Raw genomic sequence first — 14884 nt, 5'->3', positions numbered from 1 at the left:
GGGCCGCGGCACGTTGGGCCTGCCTCCGCACCAGCAGATTTCGAAAGGCACCTTTCACGTTCCGACCGCCGGCTGATTGATCATCGCCTCGATATTGTAGCCGTCGGGATCCAGCACGAAGCAGGCGTAATAATCCGGCGCGTATTCGGGACGCAGGCCGGGAGCACCGTTATCCCTGGCGCCGGCTTCCAGTGCGGCGTGATGAAACGCATCGACCTCGGCCTTGCCGCAAGCCCTGAAAGCGACGTGAACGCGGGTCAAAGGCGGCGGGCTATCCGCCTGCTGAATCTCAAACAGGCAGCCATTGCCGATATCGAAGGCCCAGAAGACGCTCTCCTTACCGAAGGCAGGCCGAAAACCCAGGGGTAAGAACGCTTTTTCGTAAAAGAGCTTGCTCTTCGACAAATCACTCACCGCGACGGTTATGTGGTCAATAATGGCGATGCCCACTCATCAAAAATGCAGGAACGAAAAAGCCGGGCGCGAGGCCCGGCTTTCCTGTTTTCCGAAATCGGAAAATCTTAGGCAGCGACGGCCTGCTCTTCGGCAGCGACGCGGGCCTTGTCGGCGGCGCCCTTGGCGTAAGTGTCGCGGTCAACGAACTCGATGACGGCCATGGCGGCATTGTCGCCCTGGCGGAAACCGGCCTTCATAATACGCAGGTAGCCGCCGTTGCGAGTGGCGTAACGCGTTGCGATCGTGTCGAACAGCTTCGAAACGACAGCGGCGTCGCGGATCTGCGAGATCGCCTGACGGCGAGCGTGCAGGTCGCCGCGCTTGCCGAGCGTGACGAGCTTCTCGACGATCGGACGGATTTCCTTGGCCTTCGGCAGGGTCGTGACGATCTGCTCGTGGGTGATCAGCGAAGCAGCCATGTTGGCGAACATCGCCTTACGATGGCTTGCGGTTCTGTTCAGCTTGCGGCCGGCCTTTGCGTGGCGCATTGCTATTCTCCTTTAATGCAGTGCCCTTGCTTGGTTACCGGGCCTGCCGTTTCCTGGCACATGCAGGCGATATGCCTGCTGTTTGACGGGGAAAGGCAGCCGATAGAGCCTGCCTTTTGTTTTCTCAGTACTGGTCTTCGTAACGCTTGGCGAGATCTTCGATGTTCTCGGGCGGCCATGCCGGCACTTCCATGCCGAGGTGCAGGCCCATGGAAGCGAGAACTTCCTTGATTTCGTTCAGCGACTTGCGACCAAAATTCGGGGTGCGGAGCATTTCTGCTTCGGTCTTCTGAATGAGGTCGCCGATGTAGACGATGTTGTCGTTCTTCAGGCAGTTTGCCGAACGGACCGACAGTTCGAGTTCGTCCACCTTCTTGAGGAGAGCCGGGTTGAAAGCGAGTTCGGTGACTGCTTCCTCTTCGGTTTCCTTCTGCGGCTCGTCGAAGTTGACGAAGACGCCAAGCTGATCCTGGAGGATGCGCGCCGCGAAAGCGACGGCGTCTTCGCCGGTGATCGAGCCATCGGTTTCGATGGTCATGTTCAGCTTGTCGTAGTCGAGAACCTGTCCTTCGCGGGTATTTTCAACCTTGTAGGACACCTTCTTGACCGGCGAATAGAGGCTGTCGACCGGGATGAGGCCGATCGGAGCATCTTCCGCACGATTGCGCTCGGCCGGAACGTAGCCCTTGCCGTTGTTGACGGTGAATTCCATGCGGATTTCGGCGCCCTCGTCGAGCGTGCAGATCACATGCTCGGGGTTGAGGATTTCGATATCGCCGACCGTCTGGATGTCGCCAGCCGTGACAACGCCCGGGCCCTGCTTACGCACGACCATGCGCTTCGCGTCGTCGCCATCCATCTTGATGGCGATTTCCTTGATGTTGAGCACGATGTCCGTGACGTCTTCGCGAACGCCCGGAATCGAGGAGAATTCATGCAACACGCCGTCGATCTGCACCGCCGTGACGGCAGCACCGCGCAGCGAGGAGAGCAGAACGCGGCGCAGCGCGTTGCCGAGGGTGAGGCCGAAGCCGCGCTCCAGCGGTTCGGCAACGAGCGTCGCCCTGGTGCGCGAGCTCGAGGAGAACTCCACCTTGTTCGGCTTGATCAGTTCCTGCCAGTTCTTCTGAATCATGAGTTTGCCTTCCGTTCGTTGCCACCATCCAATCGTGGCAACCGAGCTTGAAAACCACCGGGAGCGCGAAAGCGCTCACCGGTGACGATAGCGATGATCAGACGCGGCGCTTCTTGCGCGGACGGCAGCCATTGTGCGGGATCGGGGTCACGTCGCGGATGGACGTGATCATGAAACCCGCAGCCTGGAGCGCGCGCAGGGCCGATTCACGACCCGAACCCGGGCCGCAGACTTCGACTTCCAGCGACTTCATGCCGTGCTCCTGGGCCTTCTTGGCGCAGTCTTCGGCAGCGATCTGGGCAGCGAACGGGGTCGACTTGCGCGAGCCCTTGAAGCCCTTGGCGCCAGCCGACGACCAGGCGATTGCGTTGCCCTGCGCATCGGTGATGGTGATCATCGTGTTGTTGAAGGTCGAGTTGACGTGAGCGACACCCGACGAGATATTCTTGCGCTCGCGACGGCGAACGCGGACGGCTTCCTTAGCCATGCTATTCCTTTCGTTGATCTCTTCACCGCCGTAATGCCAGCGGCTACACCGGAACGGCGCCTATATGGTCCCGCTCCAAACTCAAAAGAGGCCGGCGCAGATCGCCAGCCCCCTCATCCCGGTTTCCCGGAAATTACTTCTTCTTGCCAGCGATTGCCTTTGCCGGGCCCTTACGGGTGCGGGCATTGGTGTGCGTACGCTGACCACGGACCGGAAGGCCGCGGCGATGACGCAGGCCGCGGTAGCAGCCGAGATCCATCAGGCGCTTGATGTTCATCGCGGTTTCGCGACGAAGATCACCCTCGACCTGATAGTCGCGGTCGATGGCTTCGCGGATCTGAAGGACTTCGGCGTCCGTCAGCTGATGCACACGACGTTCAGCCGGGATACCGACCTTCTCGACGATTTCCTGTGCGAATTTCGGACCGATCCCGTGAATGTAGGTCAGCGCGATGACAACGCGCTTTGCAGTCGGGATGTTGACGCCAGCGATACGTGCCACGCCTGTTCTCCTTGCATTCCAGTTGCCATCCGGCAAGTGGGCTTCGTTATGCGGTCTTTGGAACCGCCCGTTCAAATTTAGGTCCGCAACATGTCAAAACGACCGAACCCGGACTTCCCTGGGAAATCCGCGCCGATCGCATGGAATGTCGCGAGTTGGCGCGGTGTTTAGCGGAATCACTGCTGAAAAGCAACCGTTCCGCCAAGTTTTATTTTCAAAGCCTTAAAGCTTGGAAAGAATGCTCTCGACCTCGGTTGTCACCTGATCGATCTCTGCCATGCCGTCGACGGACCTGAGTTTGCCCTTGGCATAGTAATATCCGATCAGCGGCGAGGTTTCCTTATAGTAGACCTCGAGACGCTTGATCATCGTCTCGGCGTTGTCGTCAGGACGACGCTTGAAGTGAGTCGAACCGCACTTGTCGCATACGCCTTCCTCGACCGGAACCTTGTCCGTGTCATGATAGACAGTGCCGCACTGAGCGCAGGTGTAACGTCCATCCACGCGGCGGACGAGTTCCTGGTCGTCGACGCGAAACTCGATAACCACCGAAAGGTCGAGTCCCTTGGCTTTCAGCATCGCCTCGGTGGCGTCCGCCTGGACCAGAGTCCGGGGGAAGCCGTCGAGAATGAAGCCGTTGGCGCAATCGGGCTGGTCGATTCGCTCAGAGACGATGGCGATGACGATCTCGTCCGAGACCAGCTTGCCGGCGTCCATCACCGCCTTGGCGCGCTTGCCGACTTCTGTGCCGGCACCTACTGCCGCACGCAGCATATCTCCCGTGGAAAGCTGCGGAATGCCGTGCTTTTCCACGATCCGCTGGGCCTGGGTTCCCTTACCCGCACCCGGCGGCCCCAAAAGGATAAGTCTCATCGCCCCCTCTTTCCTCCACGCAACTTCGATTTCTTGATCAGGCCTTCGTATTGCTGCGCGATCAGGTGACCCTGGATCTGTGCAACCGTATCAAGAGTTACGCTAACCACGATCAAAAGCGAAGTCCCACCAAGGGATAATGGAATGCCGGTTTGCGACACCAGAATCTCCGGAAGGATGCAGACGAAGACGAGATAGATCGCGCCGATCAGCGTGATGCGGGTCAGCACGTAGTCGATATATTCGGCGGTGCGCTCACCCGGACGAATGCCAGGAATGAAGCCGCCGTGCTTCTTCAGATTGTCGGCCGTGTCCTTCGGATTGAAGACGATGGCGGTGTAGAAGAAGGCGAAGAAGGCGATCAGTGCCGCATAGAGCACCATATAGAGCGGCCGACCATGGCCGAGCGCCGCAACGATCGACGTTGCCCAGGCCGGCATTGCGGTGGTGCTGGCAAAGCCGGCGATCGTGGCCGGCAGCAGCAGCAGCGACGAGGCGAAAATCGCCGGGATAACGCCCGAGGTGTTGAGCTTCAGCGGCAGATGCGAGGTATCGCCCTGGAACATGCGGTTGCCGACCTGGCGCTTCGGATACTGAATCAGCAGCCGGCGCTGCGCCCGCTCGACGAAGACGATAACGCCGATGACGCCGATCGCGACGATAATGACCAGCAGGATGAGCGGGGTCGACAGCGCACCGGTGCGCCCAAGCTCGAGTGTGCCCGCAAGAGCCGTGGGAAGACCGGCGGCAATGCCGGCGAAGATGATCAGCGAAATACCGTTGCCGATGCCGCGCGAGGTGATCTGCTCGCCGAGCCACATCAGGAACATCGTACCGCCGAGCAGCGTCAGGACGGTGGAAACACGGAAGAACCAGCCCGGGTCGACGACGAGGCCCTGGCCGCTCTCAAGACCGGCGGCAATGCCGTAGGCCTGCAGCGCACCGAGAATCACCGTGCCGTAACGGGTATACTGGTTGATGATCTTGCGGCCCTGCTCGCCTTCCTTCTTCAGATTTTCGAGCGCCGGCACGACCGAGGTCATCAGCTGCACGATGATCGAAGCGGAAATATAGGGCATGATGCCGAGCGCGAAGATCGCCATGCGCTGCACGGCGCCGCCCGAGAACATGTTGAAAAGGCCGAGAATGCCACCTGCCTGGCCGCGGAAAGCCTGGGCATAGGCTTCGGGATTGAGACCCGGAAGCGGAATATGGGTGCCCAGCCTGTAGACGAGGAGAGCTGCCAGTGTGAACCACAGGCGCTTCTTCAAATCCTCGGCTTTGGCAAAGGTCGAAAAATTGAGGTTGGATGCCAATTGTTCCGCTGCAGAAGCCATGCGATTCTCCGCGCTACCAATTCCGGCCGTCTCTGGGGGACAGGCCGGCCCCGGAATCAGTATGAAAATTATTCAAAACCGGGCTTGGAACGGATTGCAGCGCAACCCCATGCCTCACCCTTGTTTCCAGTCTTACCGGCAGGACGCGGGCGCGCCAGCCAACATTTTGTGAGGCCCACATATGGGAGCAAAATCGCCCGGTGTGAAGCACCCCGGGCGACATATCATCAGATTATTATTCGGCCGCAGCAGGAGCCGAGAGCAGGGTCACGCTACCGCCGGCCTTTTCGATCTTCTCGACGGCCGGCTTGGAAGCGCCTGCGACGACGATGGTGATCTTGGCCTTGAGCTCGCCGTCGGCGAGAACGCGGACGCCGTCCTTGGCGCGGCGGATGACGCCGGCAGCCTTGAGAGCAGCTGCGTCAACCGTGGCCTTCGCATCGAGCTTGCCGGCATCGATCGCGGCCTGGATGCGGGCGAGCGACACGACAACAAAGTCGGAAGCGAAGATGTTGTTGAAGCCGCGCTTCGGCAGGCGACGATAGATCGGCATCTGGCCGCCTTCGAAGCCGTTGATGGCGACGCCGGAACGGGACTTCTGACCCTTCACACCGCGACCACCGGTCTTGCCCGAGCCCGAGCCGATACCGCGGCCGAGGCGCTTGCGGCTGTGGGTCGAGCCTTCGTTGTCCTTGATTTCATTGAGTTTCATGAGCGTTTCCTCCGTCTCACTTCTCGTCGACGACGCGAACGAGATGCTGGACAGCACGGATCATGCCACGAACCGAAGGAGTATCCTCCAGCGTGCGGCGACGGTGCATCTTGTTCAGTCCGAGACCGATCAGCGTGCGCTGCTGGACGTCCGGACGGCGGATCGGGCTGCCGACCTGTTCGATCGTGACAGTCTTCGCTTCAGCCTTCTTGGTAGCCTTGGCCATTGGTCAGCTCCTCTTATTCTTCAGAGGCGTTGCCGGAGGCGCTACGACGAGCCTGCAGCGTTGCATACTTGATGCCGCGCTGAGCTGCGATGTCCTTCGGGTGAACCTGGTGCTTCAGAGCGTCGAAGGTGGCGCGAACCATGTTGTAGGGGTTCGACGAACCGGTCGACTTGGCGACGACGTCGTGCATGCCGAGCGTTTCGAAAACGGCGCGCATCGGACCGCCGGCGATGATGCCGGTACCGACCTTGGCCGAGCGCAGCAGAACCTTGCCGGCGCCGTGGCGGCCATGAACGTCGTGATGCAGCGTACGGCCGTCACGCAGCGGTACGAAGATCAGCTCGCGCTTGGCGGCTTCGGTGGCCTTGCGGATGGCTTCCGGCACTTCGCGTGCCTTGCCATGGCCGAAGCCGACGCGGCCCTTCTGGTCGCCGACGACGACCAGTGCTGCGAAACCAAAACGACGGCCGCCCTTGACGACCTTGGCGACGCGGTTAATCGCGACAAGCTTGTCGACGAATTCGCTATCGCGCTCTTCACGGCTCTGGCGGTCCTCCCGCTGCGGCCTTCTTTCCTGTGCCATTGTCCTCTTCCTTTTTCTTTTCCGGGTGCAATCGGCAAACAAATGAGGACCGCATCAGCCTCCCCTTCTTGGGGAGTGCCTTGCGGTCCGGCGAAAATCCGGCCGGCGCAAAGCGTCCGGCCGGAAACTGATCAGAAGGTGAGACCGCCTTCGCGGGCCGCTTCGGCGAGAGCCTTGATGCGGCCATGATAGATGAAGGCGCCACGGTCGAATACGACTTCCGACACGCCGGCCTTGGAGGCGCGCTCGGCGACGAGCTTGCCCACTGCAGCAGCGGCGGCGGTATCGGCACCGGTCTTCAGAGAACCGCGCAGATCCTTCTCGAGGGTGGAGGCGGACGCAAGCGTCTTGCCGGCCACATCATCGATGATCTGGGCATAGATGTTCTTCGAGGAGCGATGAACCGACAGGCGCGGACGGCCATTGGCCACCGACTTGATATGACGGCGCACGCGGTTGGCACGACGTGCAAGTGCTTCTTTCCTGCTAGCCATTTCGCGTGATCCTTACTTCTTCTTGCCTTCTTTGCGGACGATCCGCTCGTCGGCATACTTGACGCCCTTGCCCTTGTAAGGCTCGGGACCGCGATATTCGCGGATTTCGGCGGCAACCTGGCCGACCTGCTGCTTGTTGATACCGCTGACGACGATTTCCGTCGGCTTCGGAACAGCAATCGTGATGCCGACCGGCGGTTCATAGACCACGTCGTGGCTGAAACCGAGGGCCAGCTGCAGGTTCTTGCCCTGCATGGCGGCGCGATAACCGACGCCGTTGATTTCAAGCTTGCGCTCGAAACCGTCCTTGACGCCCTTGAAGATACCTTCGATCATCGTGCGGGACATGCCCCACTTCGACCGTGCATTCTTGGACTGGTTCAGCGGCGTCACGACGACCGCGTTATCTTCGAGCTTGAGGCTGATTTCGTCGTTAGCGACGAAAAACAGCTCGCCCTTCGGGCCCTTTGCAGTAACCTTCTGGCCATCGACCGTAGCCGTGATCCCAGCAGGCACCTGAACGGGCTTTTTACCGATACGAGACATGTTTCAATCCTGTCTGTTCGCTATGGAGATCCCTGCCCGATCTTAGAAGACCGAGCAAAGAACCTCGCCACCAACGTTCTGTTCGCGAGCCTGGTGATCGGCCATCACGCCCTTCGGAGTCGAAAGGATGGTGATGCCGAGACCGTTCGCGACCTGCGGAATGGACTTGACCGAGACATAAACCCGGCGGCCCGGCTTGGACACACGGCCGATCTCACGGATCACCGATGCGCCTTCATAGTACTTCAGCTCGATGTTGAGCTCCGACTTGCCGTTGCCGAAATCGACGACGGAGTAGCCACGGATGTAGCCTTCGGACTGCAGGACATCGAGAACACGCGCACGGAGCTTGGACGCAGGCGTCGAGACCGACGACTTGCGGCGGGAAGCGCCGTTACGGATACGGGTGAGCATATCGCCCAACGGATCAGTCATTGTCATCTAACCTGCTCCTTACCAGCTCGACTTGACGATGCCCGGCACCTTGCCGAGATTGCCGAGTTCACGCAGCGCAATACGCGACATGCGCAGTTTGCGGTAATATGCGCGCGGACGCCCCGAAACTTCGCAACGGTTGCGAATGCGGGTCTTCGATCCATCACGCGGCAGGGATGCCAGCTTGATCGAGGCCTTGAACCGCTCTTCGATCGGAAGAGCCTGGTTCATGATGATCGCCTTCAACGCAGCCCGCTTAGCGGCCTGGTTGGCGACCGTAGTACGGCGGCGCTTGTTCTTTTCAACTGCGCTTGTCTTCGCCATGTCAGGTTCCTTTTCTACGCTCGTCGTTACGGTTATTGACGGAACGGGAAGCTGAACTCTTTCAGGAGAGCCCGTGCTTCGTCGTCGGTCGTCGCCGTCGTGCAAACGATGATGTCCATGCCCCACATCTGATCAACCTTGTCGTAGTTGATCTCAGGGAACACAATGTGCTCCTTGATGCCCATGGCGAAGTTGCCACGGCCGTCAAAGCTCTTCGGGTTCAGGCCGCGGAAGTCGCGAACGCGCGGGAGCGCGATGTTGACCAGACGATCCAGGAACTCGTACATGCGGGCGCCGCGCAGGGTGACCTTCGCGCCGATCGGCATGTTTTCGCGGACCTTGAAGCCTGCGATAGAGTTGCGTGCGCGGGTGATGACCGGCTTCTGACCGGCGATCGCTGCGAGGTCGGCGGCAGCAACCGTCGGCTTCTTCGAATCAGCGGTCGCTTCACCGACGCCCATGTTGATGACGATCTTGTCGAGCTTCGGAATCATCATCTCGTTGGCGTAGGAGAACTTCTCCTGCATCGCCTTGCGGATGCGCTCGACATATTCCTTCTTGAGCCGCGGCTCGTATTTTGCCTCAGCCATCGATCACTTCTCCAGAACGCTTGGCCACGCGGACCTTCTTGCCGTCAACGACCTTGAAACCGACGCGGGTCGGCTTGCCGTCCTTGTCGACGATTGCAATGTTGGACAGGTGAACCGGGGCTTCCTTGTTGATGATGCCGGCTTCCTGGGTCTGCGTCTGGCGCTGGTGGCGCTTCACGACGTTGACGCCACGGACGACCGCACGATCTTCCTTCGGCATGACCTGAACGACTTCGCCGGTACGGCCCTTGTCCTTGCCAGCGAGCATGACGACCTTGTCGCCTTTACGAATCTTCTGCATCGCTTCCGCTCCTTACAGTACTTCGGGAGCCAGCGAGATGATCTTCATGTGGTTCTTGGCGCGAAGTTCGCGCGGAACCGGTCCGAAGATACGGGTGCCGATCGGCTCTTTCTTGTTGTCGATGAGGACTGCTGCGTTGGTGTCGAAGCGGATGACCGAGCCATCCGGACGACGGATGTCCTTGGCGGTGCGAACGACAACCGCCTTCATCACGTCACCCTTCTTCACGCGGCCGCGCGGGATCGCTTCCTTGATCGAAACGACGATGACGTCGCCGATCGAGGCATACTTGCGCTTCGAGCCGCCCAGCACCTTGATGCACATGACACGACGTGCGCCGGAATTATCCGCGACGTCGAGGTTTGTTTGCATCTGAATCATATCAGGTCGCCTTCTTGGTTTACCGGAATGGTTGGGCCTGGGCCCCCTACTCCGGCTTATGAAAATGTTCGCCGGCCAACCTGCCGTTAAGGCAAGCAGGAACGCGGCAATAGCTGAATAGCGCGGGGTCGATCGTGCCAGGGTGGTTTCCCGAACGGGACCTTCCGTGCGCTCAAAGCAAAAGAACGCCCGGCATTCGAGCGTTCTGACGCTGCTTCATACAGATATTTCGGCGAGACGCAAGGCCTCGCGCAAAATTCTGTTTACTTGCCCTGGGCGGCGATCACCGTCCAGCGCTTGTCCTTGGAGATCGGCGCGCATTCCTCGATGGATACGGTATCGCCGATCTTGTACTGGTTGTTTTCGTCGTGGGCCTTGTACTTCTTGGAACGACGAACGGTCTTCTGGAGCAGCGGGTGAGCGAAACGACGCTCGACGCGAACCACTACCGTCTTCTCGTTCTTGTCGCCAACGACGACGCCCTGCAGGATGCGCTTCGGCATGTTTTTCTTCCTTTAGGCCTTAACTTCTGCCGCCTTCTGGCGGGCAATGGTTTTCACGCGGGCGATGTCCTTGCGGACTTCGTTGATGCGCGAGGACTTTTCGAGCTGGCCGGTCGCCTTCTGGAAGCGCAGGTTGAACTGCTCCTTCTTCAGCTTGGCAAGCTCGTCCTTGAGTTGGTCGGCGGTCAACGCACGAACATCTGAGGCTTTCATGAGCTCAATCCTTACTCTGCAATGCGCTGTACGAAGCGCGTCTTGACCGAGAGCTTGGCAGAGCCGAGACGAAGCGCCTCACGGGCAATCTCTTCGCTGACGCCGTCGATCTCGAACATCATACGACCGGGCTTGACCTTGCATGCCCAGTACTCAACGGAGCCCTTACCTTTACCCATGCGGACTTCGGTCGGCTTTGCGGTTACCGGAACGTCCGGGAACACGCGGATCCATACACGGCCGGCGCGCTTCATGTAACGCGTGATCGCGCGGCGGGCCGCTTCGATCTCGCGTGCGTTGACGCGGTTGGGCTCCTGAGCCTTCAGGCCGAATTCGCCGAATGCCAGGTCAGAACCGCCCTTGGCGACGCCCTTGATGCGGCCCTTGAACTGCTTGCGGTACTTAGTACGCTTTGGCTGCAACATTTTCTTACTTCTCCGAGCTTATCTTTCGCCAGCGCTAATTACGCGTTGTCGCGTTCGCGGCGACGATCGCCACGGTCGCGTTCGCGGCTTGCCGGACCCTGTGCGTCGCCTTCCAGCGCGCGACGTTCGGAAGCCATCGGATCGTGCTCAAGGATTTCGCCCTTGAAGATCCAGACCTTGATGCCGCAGATACCGAATGCGGTTTCTGCTTCTGCCGTGCCGTAGTCGATGTCGGCGCGCAGCGTGTGCAGCGGAACGCGACCTTCACGGTACCATTCCGTACGGGCGATTTCCGCACCGCCGAGACGGCCGGCGCAGGTGATCTTGATGCCTTCGGCGCCAAGACGCATCGCGGACTGAACGGCGCGCTTCATGGCGCGACGGAAAGCCACGCGGCGCTCGAGCTGCTGGGCGATCGACTGAGCGACCAGCGTTGCATCGACTTCCGGCTTGCGCACTTCAACGATATTGAGGTGCGTTTCCGAGTTGGTCATATCAGACAGCTTCTTGCGAAGCTTGTCGATGTCGGCGCCCTTGCGGCCGATGATCAGGCCCGGACGAGCCGAATGGATCGTGACGCGGCACTTCTTGTGCGGACGCTCGATGACCACCTTGGAGATCCCGGCCTGCTTCAGTTCGCTCATGACGAACTTGCGCATTTTCAGGTCTTCGTGCAGCAGCTGGCCGTACTCGGCATTGTCCGCGAACCAGCGGCTATCCCAGGTACGATTGATGCCGAGACGGAAACCGATCGGATTAATTTTCTGACCCATTATGCGGCCTCCTCTGCTGCCTGCACTTCACGAACGACGATCGTCAGGTGCGCGAAGGGCTTTTCGATGCGCGACGCGCGACCGCGGCCACGAGCGTGGAAGCGCTTCATGACGATCGACTTGCCGACATAGGCCTCGGCGACGACGAGCGCGTCGACGTCGAGATCGTGGTTGTTCTCGGCGTTGGCGATCGCGGATTCGAGCGTCTTCTTGACGGCGCCTGCGATGCGCTTGCGGGAGAACTCCAGCTCAGCGAGTGCACGCTCGACCTTCTTGCCGCGGATGGCCGCAGCAACCAGGTTGAGCTTCTGGGGGCTGACGCGGAGCGTGCGGGCGACTGCTTGCGCCTCGTTGTCCTTCAGCCGGCGTTCGGCTTTTGCCTTGCCCATTGTTACTTCCTCTTCGCCTTCTTGTCCGCGCCGTGACCGTAGTAGGTGCGGGTCGGAGAGAATTCACCGAATTTGTGGCCGACCATGTCTTCATTGACGCTGACCGGGATATGCTTGCTGCCGTTGTAGACGCCGAAGGTAAGACCGACGAACTGCGGCAGGATCGTGGAGCGACGGCTCCAGATCTTGATCACTTCTGCACGTCCGCCTTCACGAACCTTCTCAGCCTTCTTGAGAAGATAGCCGTCAACGAACGGACCTTTCCATACTGAACGAGCCATTGGAGACTTCCTCTCTTACTTCTTACGCTGATGACGCGAGCGCATGATCATCTTGTCGGTCGACTTGTTCGACCGGGTGCGCTTGCCCTTGGTCGGCTTGCCCCACGGGGTCACCGGATGGCGACCACCGGAGGTGCGGCCTTCACCACCGCCGTGCGGATGGTCGACCGGGTTCATGACAACACCGCGGTTATGCGGACGCTTGCCGCGCCAGACGGTACGACCGGCCTTGCCGTCGTTGATGTTGGCGTGGTCCGGGTTGGAGACGGCGCCGATCGAAGCAAGGCAGATGCCGCTGACGAGACGCTGTTCACCGGAGTTCAGGCGAAGGATCGCCATGCCCTGGTCACGACCGACGAGCTGCGCGTAGGAACCGGCGGAACGGGCGATCTGACCGCCCTTGCCGGGCTTCATTTCCACGTTGTGGATGATGGAGCCGACCGGGATGTACTGCAGCGGCATGGTGTTGCCGGGCTTGACGTCGACAGCCTTTTCCGAAGCGATGACCTTGTCGCCGGCAGCAAGACGCTGCGGAGCGATGATGTAGGCCTGCTCGCCGTCGGCATAGCTCACCAGCGCGATGAAAGCAGTGCGGTTCGGGTCGTATTCGATACGCTCGACCGTGCCTTCGACATCGAACTTGCGACGCTTGAAGTCGACCAGACGGTAGCTGCGCTTGTGACCGCCGCCGATGAAGCGGGCAGTGATACGGCCGAGGTTGTTACGACCGCCGCTCTTGGTCAGACCTTCCGTCAGCGCCTTGACCGGCTTGCCCTTGTAGAGCGAGGAGCGGTCCACGATGACCAGCTGACGCTGGCTCGGGGTCGTCGGATTGAATGTTTTCAATGCCATTTTCTTATTCCTCAGAGACCGGTGGAGACGTCGATCGTCTGGCCTTCAGCCAGCGTCACAACAGCCTTCTTCACGTCCTTCTGCTTGCCGACAAAACCGCGGAACCGCTTGGTCTTGCCCTTGCGCAGCAGAGTGTTGACGGCCGTGACCTTGACGCCGAACAGCGCCTCGACCGCAGCCTTGATTTCCGGCTTCGTCGCCTGCTTGGCGACATTGAAAACAACCTGGTTGTTCTCGGATACCAGCGTGGACTTTTCGGTGATCGCCGGGGAGACGATCACATCGTAGTGGCGGAGATCGGTCACTTGAATCGCTCCTCTAGCGCTTCAACCGCAGCCTTGGAAAGCACGAGCTTGCCGCGGCGCACGATGTCGTAAACGTTGATGCCCTGGATCGGCAGAACATCGATGTTCGGGATGTTCTGAGCTGCTAGCTTGAAGTTGCCGTCAAGCTCTGCGCCGCCGATGAAGAGGGCGTTGGTCAGGCCGAGCGTCTCGAAAGCGGACGCGAGAACCTTGGTCTTGGCTTCGGCGGCAACCAGGTTGTCGATGACGATGACGTCATCGGCCTTGATCTTGGCCGAAAGGGCGTGGCGAAGGCCAAGCGCGCGAACCTTCTTCGGAAGGTCGTGCTCGTGGCTGCGAACAACAGGGCCGTGGGCCTTGCCGCCGCCGCGGAACTGCGGAGCGCGAGCCGAATGGTGACGGGCGCGGCCCGTACCCTTCTGCTTGTACATCTTGGCACCGGTGCGCGAAACTTCAGCGCGGCCCTTTGCCTTGTGCGTGCCCTGCTGCTTCTTGGCAAGCTGCCAACGGATGACGCGGGCGAGAATGTCTTCGCGGGGCTCGAGGCCGAAAATTTCGTCCGAGAGGGAAACCTTCCCGGCGTCTTTTCCCTCGAGGGTCTTGACGTTCAATTCCATTGATCTGGCTCCCTTACTTCGCGGCCGACTTGACGGCGTCGCGCACGATGATCCAGGCACCCTTGGAACCGGGAACAGCACCCTTGATCAGGATCAGACCGCGATCTTCGTCGGTCGAAACCACTTCCAGGTTCTGCGTCGTGACGCGCGTCTGGCCCATGTGACCAGCCATCTTCTTGTTCTTGAAAACCTTGCCCGGATCCTGGCGCGAACCCGTCGAACCGTGCGAGCGGTGCGAAACCGACACACCGTGCGTGGCGCGCAGACCGCCGAAACCGTGGCGCTTCATGGCGCCGGCAAAACCCTTACCGATCGTCGTGCCCGTCACGTCGACGAGCTGACCGGCGGCAAAGTGACCTGCCTTGAGCTCGGTGCCGATCTCGAGCAGATTGTCTTCCGACACGCGGAATTCTGCGAGCTTGGCCTTCGGCTCGACGTTGGCAACGGCAAAGTTGCCGCGCATCGCCTTCGACGTGTTCTTCACCTTCGCCTGGCCTGCACCGAGCTGAACTGCGGTATAGCCATTCTTTTCGACAGTGCGCGTGGCAACGACCTGGCAGCCGTCCATACGCAGTACCGTTACCGGGACATGCTCGCCGGCGTCGTTGTAGACGCGGGTCATTCCCACCTTCTGTGCAATCACACCTGAACGCATC

General features: G+C 60.2%; 27 protein-coding genes. All 27 read right to left on the bottom strand.

The features are described 5' to 3' along the window. Positions 1-54: 54 nt before the first annotated feature. On the bottom strand, positions 55-438 hold the full coding sequence (locus EFD56_RS18685) for a VOC family protein (RefSeq protein ID WP_085742262.1): 384 nt from the start codon (positions 436-438) through the stop codon (positions 55-57). A gap of 83 nt (positions 439-521) precedes the next feature. After that, complete coding sequence (gene rplQ, locus EFD56_RS18680) at positions 522-944, bottom strand: 50S ribosomal protein L17 (protein ID WP_009995243.1); 423 nt, start codon at positions 942-944, stop codon at positions 522-524. A 124-nt stretch (positions 945-1068) separates the two neighbouring features. Beyond that, positions 1069-2079, bottom strand: a complete 1011-nt coding sequence (locus EFD56_RS18675) for a DNA-directed RNA polymerase subunit alpha (RefSeq protein WP_003547579.1) — start codon at positions 2077-2079, stop codon at positions 1069-1071. Positions 2080-2176: 97 nt separating this feature from the next. Then, the gene (gene rpsK / locus EFD56_RS18670) at positions 2177-2566 is read right to left on the bottom strand and encodes a 30S ribosomal protein S11 (protein ID WP_003547577.1); all 390 of its coding nucleotides are present in this window, start codon (positions 2564-2566) and stop codon (positions 2177-2179) included. 133 nt (positions 2567-2699) lie between these two features. After that, positions 2700-3068, bottom strand: a complete 369-nt coding sequence (rpsM, locus tag EFD56_RS18665) for a 30S ribosomal protein S13 (RefSeq protein WP_008521297.1) — start codon at positions 3066-3068, stop codon at positions 2700-2702. 222 nt (positions 3069-3290) lie between these two features. After that, positions 3291-3941 carry an adenylate kinase gene (locus EFD56_RS18660; RefSeq protein WP_004677632.1) on the bottom strand — a complete coding sequence of 217 codons (651 nt, stop codon included), beginning with the start codon at positions 3939-3941 and terminating at the stop codon, positions 3291-3293. Continuing rightward, complete coding sequence (gene secY, locus EFD56_RS18655; RefSeq protein WP_004677631.1) at positions 3938-5278, bottom strand: preprotein translocase subunit SecY; 1341 nt, start codon at positions 5276-5278, stop codon at positions 3938-3940. The genes EFD56_RS18660 and secY overlap by 4 nt, the downstream gene beginning before the upstream one ends. A 235-nt stretch (positions 5279-5513) precedes the next feature. Further along, on the bottom strand, positions 5514-5990 hold the full coding sequence (gene rplO, locus EFD56_RS18650) for a 50S ribosomal protein L15 (RefSeq protein ID WP_004677630.1): 477 nt from the start codon (positions 5988-5990) through the stop codon (positions 5514-5516). A 16-nt stretch (positions 5991-6006) separates the two neighbouring features. Further along, a complete protein-coding gene (rpmD, locus tag EFD56_RS18645) occupies positions 6007-6216 on the bottom strand; it encodes a 50S ribosomal protein L30 (protein WP_003573781.1) in 210 nt (69 codons plus the stop codon). A 13-nt stretch (positions 6217-6229) separates the two neighbouring features. Next, a complete protein-coding gene (rpsE, locus tag EFD56_RS18640; RefSeq protein ID WP_003573784.1) occupies positions 6230-6799 on the bottom strand; it encodes a 30S ribosomal protein S5 in 570 nt (189 codons plus the stop codon). 131 nt (positions 6800-6930) lie between these two features. Next, on the bottom strand, positions 6931-7293 hold the full coding sequence (rplR, locus tag EFD56_RS18635) for a 50S ribosomal protein L18 (protein ID WP_004674937.1): 363 nt from the start codon (positions 7291-7293) through the stop codon (positions 6931-6933). Between the two features lie 12 nt (positions 7294-7305). Then, on the bottom strand, positions 7306-7839 hold the full coding sequence (gene rplF / locus EFD56_RS18630; protein ID WP_004674935.1) for a 50S ribosomal protein L6: 534 nt from the start codon (positions 7837-7839) through the stop codon (positions 7306-7308). A 42-nt stretch (positions 7840-7881) separates the two neighbouring features. Then, the gene (rpsH, locus tag EFD56_RS18625; protein WP_004674934.1) at positions 7882-8280 is read right to left on the bottom strand and encodes a 30S ribosomal protein S8; all 399 of its coding nucleotides are present in this window, start codon (positions 8278-8280) and stop codon (positions 7882-7884) included. Positions 8281-8292: 12 nt separating this feature from the next. Then, entirely contained in the window at positions 8293-8598 is a 306-nt protein-coding gene (gene rpsN / locus EFD56_RS18620; protein WP_003573787.1) for a 30S ribosomal protein S14, read from the bottom strand. A 32-nt stretch (positions 8599-8630) separates the two neighbouring features. Further along, the gene (gene rplE, locus EFD56_RS18615; RefSeq protein ID WP_004674930.1) at positions 8631-9188 is read right to left on the bottom strand and encodes a 50S ribosomal protein L5; all 558 of its coding nucleotides are present in this window, start codon (positions 9186-9188) and stop codon (positions 8631-8633) included. Continuing rightward, on the bottom strand, positions 9181-9489 hold the full coding sequence (rplX, locus tag EFD56_RS18610) for a 50S ribosomal protein L24 (RefSeq protein WP_004674929.1): 309 nt from the start codon (positions 9487-9489) through the stop codon (positions 9181-9183). Before rplX ends, rplE begins: the two co-directional genes overlap by 8 nt. A gap of 12 nt (positions 9490-9501) precedes the next feature. Next, positions 9502-9870 carry a 50S ribosomal protein L14 gene (gene rplN / locus EFD56_RS18605; RefSeq protein ID WP_003573790.1) on the bottom strand — a complete coding sequence of 123 codons (369 nt, stop codon included), beginning with the start codon at positions 9868-9870 and terminating at the stop codon, positions 9502-9504. 263 nt (positions 9871-10133) lie between these two features. Then, entirely contained in the window at positions 10134-10373 is a 240-nt protein-coding gene (gene rpsQ, locus EFD56_RS18600; protein ID WP_004674926.1) for a 30S ribosomal protein S17, read from the bottom strand. 12 nt (positions 10374-10385) lie between these two features. Beyond that, on the bottom strand, positions 10386-10586 hold the full coding sequence (rpmC, locus tag EFD56_RS18595; RefSeq protein WP_004674925.1) for a 50S ribosomal protein L29: 201 nt from the start codon (positions 10584-10586) through the stop codon (positions 10386-10388). A gap of 11 nt (positions 10587-10597) precedes the next feature. Continuing rightward, on the bottom strand, positions 10598-11011 hold the full coding sequence (gene rplP / locus EFD56_RS18590; RefSeq protein ID WP_003573792.1) for a 50S ribosomal protein L16: 414 nt from the start codon (positions 11009-11011) through the stop codon (positions 10598-10600). 38 nt (positions 11012-11049) lie between these two features. Further along, positions 11050-11784, bottom strand: a complete 735-nt coding sequence (gene rpsC, locus EFD56_RS18585; RefSeq protein ID WP_003573793.1) for a 30S ribosomal protein S3 — start codon at positions 11782-11784, stop codon at positions 11050-11052. Beyond that, positions 11784-12173: a 50S ribosomal protein L22 gene (gene rplV, locus EFD56_RS18580; protein ID WP_004674922.1), complete on the bottom strand. Its 390-nt coding sequence runs from the start codon at positions 12171-12173 to the stop codon at positions 11784-11786. The genes rpsC and rplV overlap by 1 nt, the downstream gene beginning before the upstream one ends. A 2-nt stretch (positions 12174-12175) precedes the next feature. Beyond that, complete coding sequence (rpsS, locus tag EFD56_RS18575) at positions 12176-12454, bottom strand: 30S ribosomal protein S19 (protein WP_003573797.1); 279 nt, start codon at positions 12452-12454, stop codon at positions 12176-12178. Between the two features lie 15 nt (positions 12455-12469). After that, entirely contained in the window at positions 12470-13306 is an 837-nt protein-coding gene (gene rplB / locus EFD56_RS18570; protein WP_004674919.1) for a 50S ribosomal protein L2, read from the bottom strand. Positions 13307-13317: 11 nt separating this feature from the next. Further along, on the bottom strand, positions 13318-13611 hold the full coding sequence (locus EFD56_RS18565) for a 50S ribosomal protein L23 (protein WP_003547550.1): 294 nt from the start codon (positions 13609-13611) through the stop codon (positions 13318-13320). Next, positions 13608-14228, bottom strand: coding sequence for a 50S ribosomal protein L4 (gene rplD, locus EFD56_RS18560; protein WP_037138168.1), 621 nt, complete (start codon positions 14226-14228; stop codon positions 13608-13610). The genes EFD56_RS18565 and rplD overlap by 4 nt, the downstream gene beginning before the upstream one ends. A 13-nt stretch (positions 14229-14241) precedes the next feature. Then, the gene (gene rplC / locus EFD56_RS18555) at positions 14242-14883 is read right to left on the bottom strand and encodes a 50S ribosomal protein L3 (protein ID WP_004674916.1); all 642 of its coding nucleotides are present in this window, start codon (positions 14881-14883) and stop codon (positions 14242-14244) included. Position 14884 lies beyond the last annotated feature (1 nt).

Origin of the sequence: Rhizobium phaseoli (genome assembly GCF_003985125.1) — a bacterium.
GTDB classification, from domain to species: Bacteria; Pseudomonadota; Alphaproteobacteria; order Rhizobiales; family Rhizobiaceae; genus Rhizobium; species Rhizobium phaseoli.
The sequence above is the reverse complement of the archived record's forward strand: the minus strand, read 5'-3'. Positions and strand labels throughout refer to the sequence as shown.

What these genes read in the sequence shown, in the direction of transcription:
- rplQ (WP_009995243.1), bottom strand. Translation starts at nt 944, where the DNA reads ATGCGCCACGCAAAGGCCGGCCGCAAGCTGAACAGAACCGCAAGCCAT.
- rpsK (WP_003547577.1), bottom strand. Translation starts at nt 2,566, where the DNA reads ATGGCTAAGGAAGCCGTCCGCGTTCGCCGTCGCGAGCGCAAGAATATC.
- rplF (WP_004674935.1), bottom strand. Translation starts at nt 7,839, where the DNA reads ATGTCTCGTATCGGTAAAAAGCCCGTTCAGGTGCCTGCTGGGATCACG.
- rpmD (WP_003573781.1), bottom strand. Translation starts at nt 6,216, where the DNA reads ATGGCCAAGGCTACCAAGAAGGCTGAAGCGAAGACTGTCACGATCGAA.
- rplV (WP_004674922.1), bottom strand. Translation starts at nt 12,173, where the DNA reads ATGGGCAAGGCAAAAGCCGAACGCCGGCTGAAGGACAACGAGGCGCAA.
- rpsC (WP_003573793.1), bottom strand. Translation starts at nt 11,784, where the DNA reads ATGGGTCAGAAAATTAATCCGATCGGTTTCCGTCTCGGCATCAATCGT.
- secY (WP_004677631.1), bottom strand. Translation starts at nt 5,278, where the DNA reads ATGGCTTCTGCAGCGGAACAATTGGCATCCAACCTCAATTTTTCGACC.
- rpmC (WP_004674925.1), bottom strand. Translation starts at nt 10,586, where the DNA reads ATGAAAGCCTCAGATGTTCGTGCGTTGACCGCCGACCAACTCAAGGAC.
- rpsS (WP_003573797.1), bottom strand. Translation starts at nt 12,454, where the DNA reads ATGGCTCGTTCAGTATGGAAAGGTCCGTTCGTTGACGGCTATCTTCTC.
- rplD (WP_037138168.1), bottom strand. Translation starts at nt 14,228, where the DNA reads ATGGAATTGAACGTCAAGACCCTCGAGGGAAAAGACGCCGGGAAGGTT.
- rplC (WP_004674916.1), bottom strand. Translation starts at nt 14,883, where the DNA reads ATGCGTTCAGGTGTGATTGCACAGAAGGTGGGAATGACCCGCGTCTAC.
- rpsN (WP_003573787.1), bottom strand. Translation starts at nt 8,598, where the DNA reads ATGGCGAAGACAAGCGCAGTTGAAAAGAACAAGCGCCGCCGTACTACG.
- rplX (WP_004674929.1), bottom strand. Translation starts at nt 9,489, where the DNA reads ATGCAGAAGATTCGTAAAGGCGACAAGGTCGTCATGCTCGCTGGCAAG.
- EFD56_RS18660 (WP_004677632.1), bottom strand. Translation starts at nt 3,941, where the DNA reads ATGAGACTTATCCTTTTGGGGCCGCCGGGTGCGGGTAAGGGAACCCAG.
- rplO (WP_004677630.1), bottom strand. Translation starts at nt 5,990, where the DNA reads ATGAAACTCAATGAAATCAAGGACAACGAAGGCTCGACCCACAGCCGC.
- rplE (WP_004674930.1), bottom strand. Translation starts at nt 9,188, where the DNA reads ATGGCTGAGGCAAAATACGAGCCGCGGCTCAAGAAGGAATATGTCGAG.
- rplN (WP_003573790.1), bottom strand. Translation starts at nt 9,870, where the DNA reads ATGATTCAGATGCAAACAAACCTCGACGTCGCGGATAATTCCGGCGCA.
- rplP (WP_003573792.1), bottom strand. Translation starts at nt 11,011, where the DNA reads ATGTTGCAGCCAAAGCGTACTAAGTACCGCAAGCAGTTCAAGGGCCGC.
- rpsH (WP_004674934.1), bottom strand. Translation starts at nt 8,280, where the DNA reads ATGACAATGACTGATCCGTTGGGCGATATGCTCACCCGTATCCGTAAC.
- EFD56_RS18675 (WP_003547579.1), bottom strand. Translation starts at nt 2,079, where the DNA reads ATGATTCAGAAGAACTGGCAGGAACTGATCAAGCCGAACAAGGTGGAG.
- rplR (WP_004674937.1), bottom strand. Translation starts at nt 7,293, where the DNA reads ATGGCTAGCAGGAAAGAAGCACTTGCACGTCGTGCCAACCGCGTGCGC.
- rplB (WP_004674919.1), bottom strand. Translation starts at nt 13,306, where the DNA reads ATGGCATTGAAAACATTCAATCCGACGACCCCGAGCCAGCGTCAGCTG.
- rpsE (WP_003573784.1), bottom strand. Translation starts at nt 6,799, where the DNA reads ATGGCACAGGAAAGAAGGCCGCAGCGGGAGGACCGCCAGAGCCGTGAA.
- rpsQ (WP_004674926.1), bottom strand. Translation starts at nt 10,373, where the DNA reads ATGCCGAAGCGCATCCTGCAGGGCGTCGTCGTTGGCGACAAGAACGAG.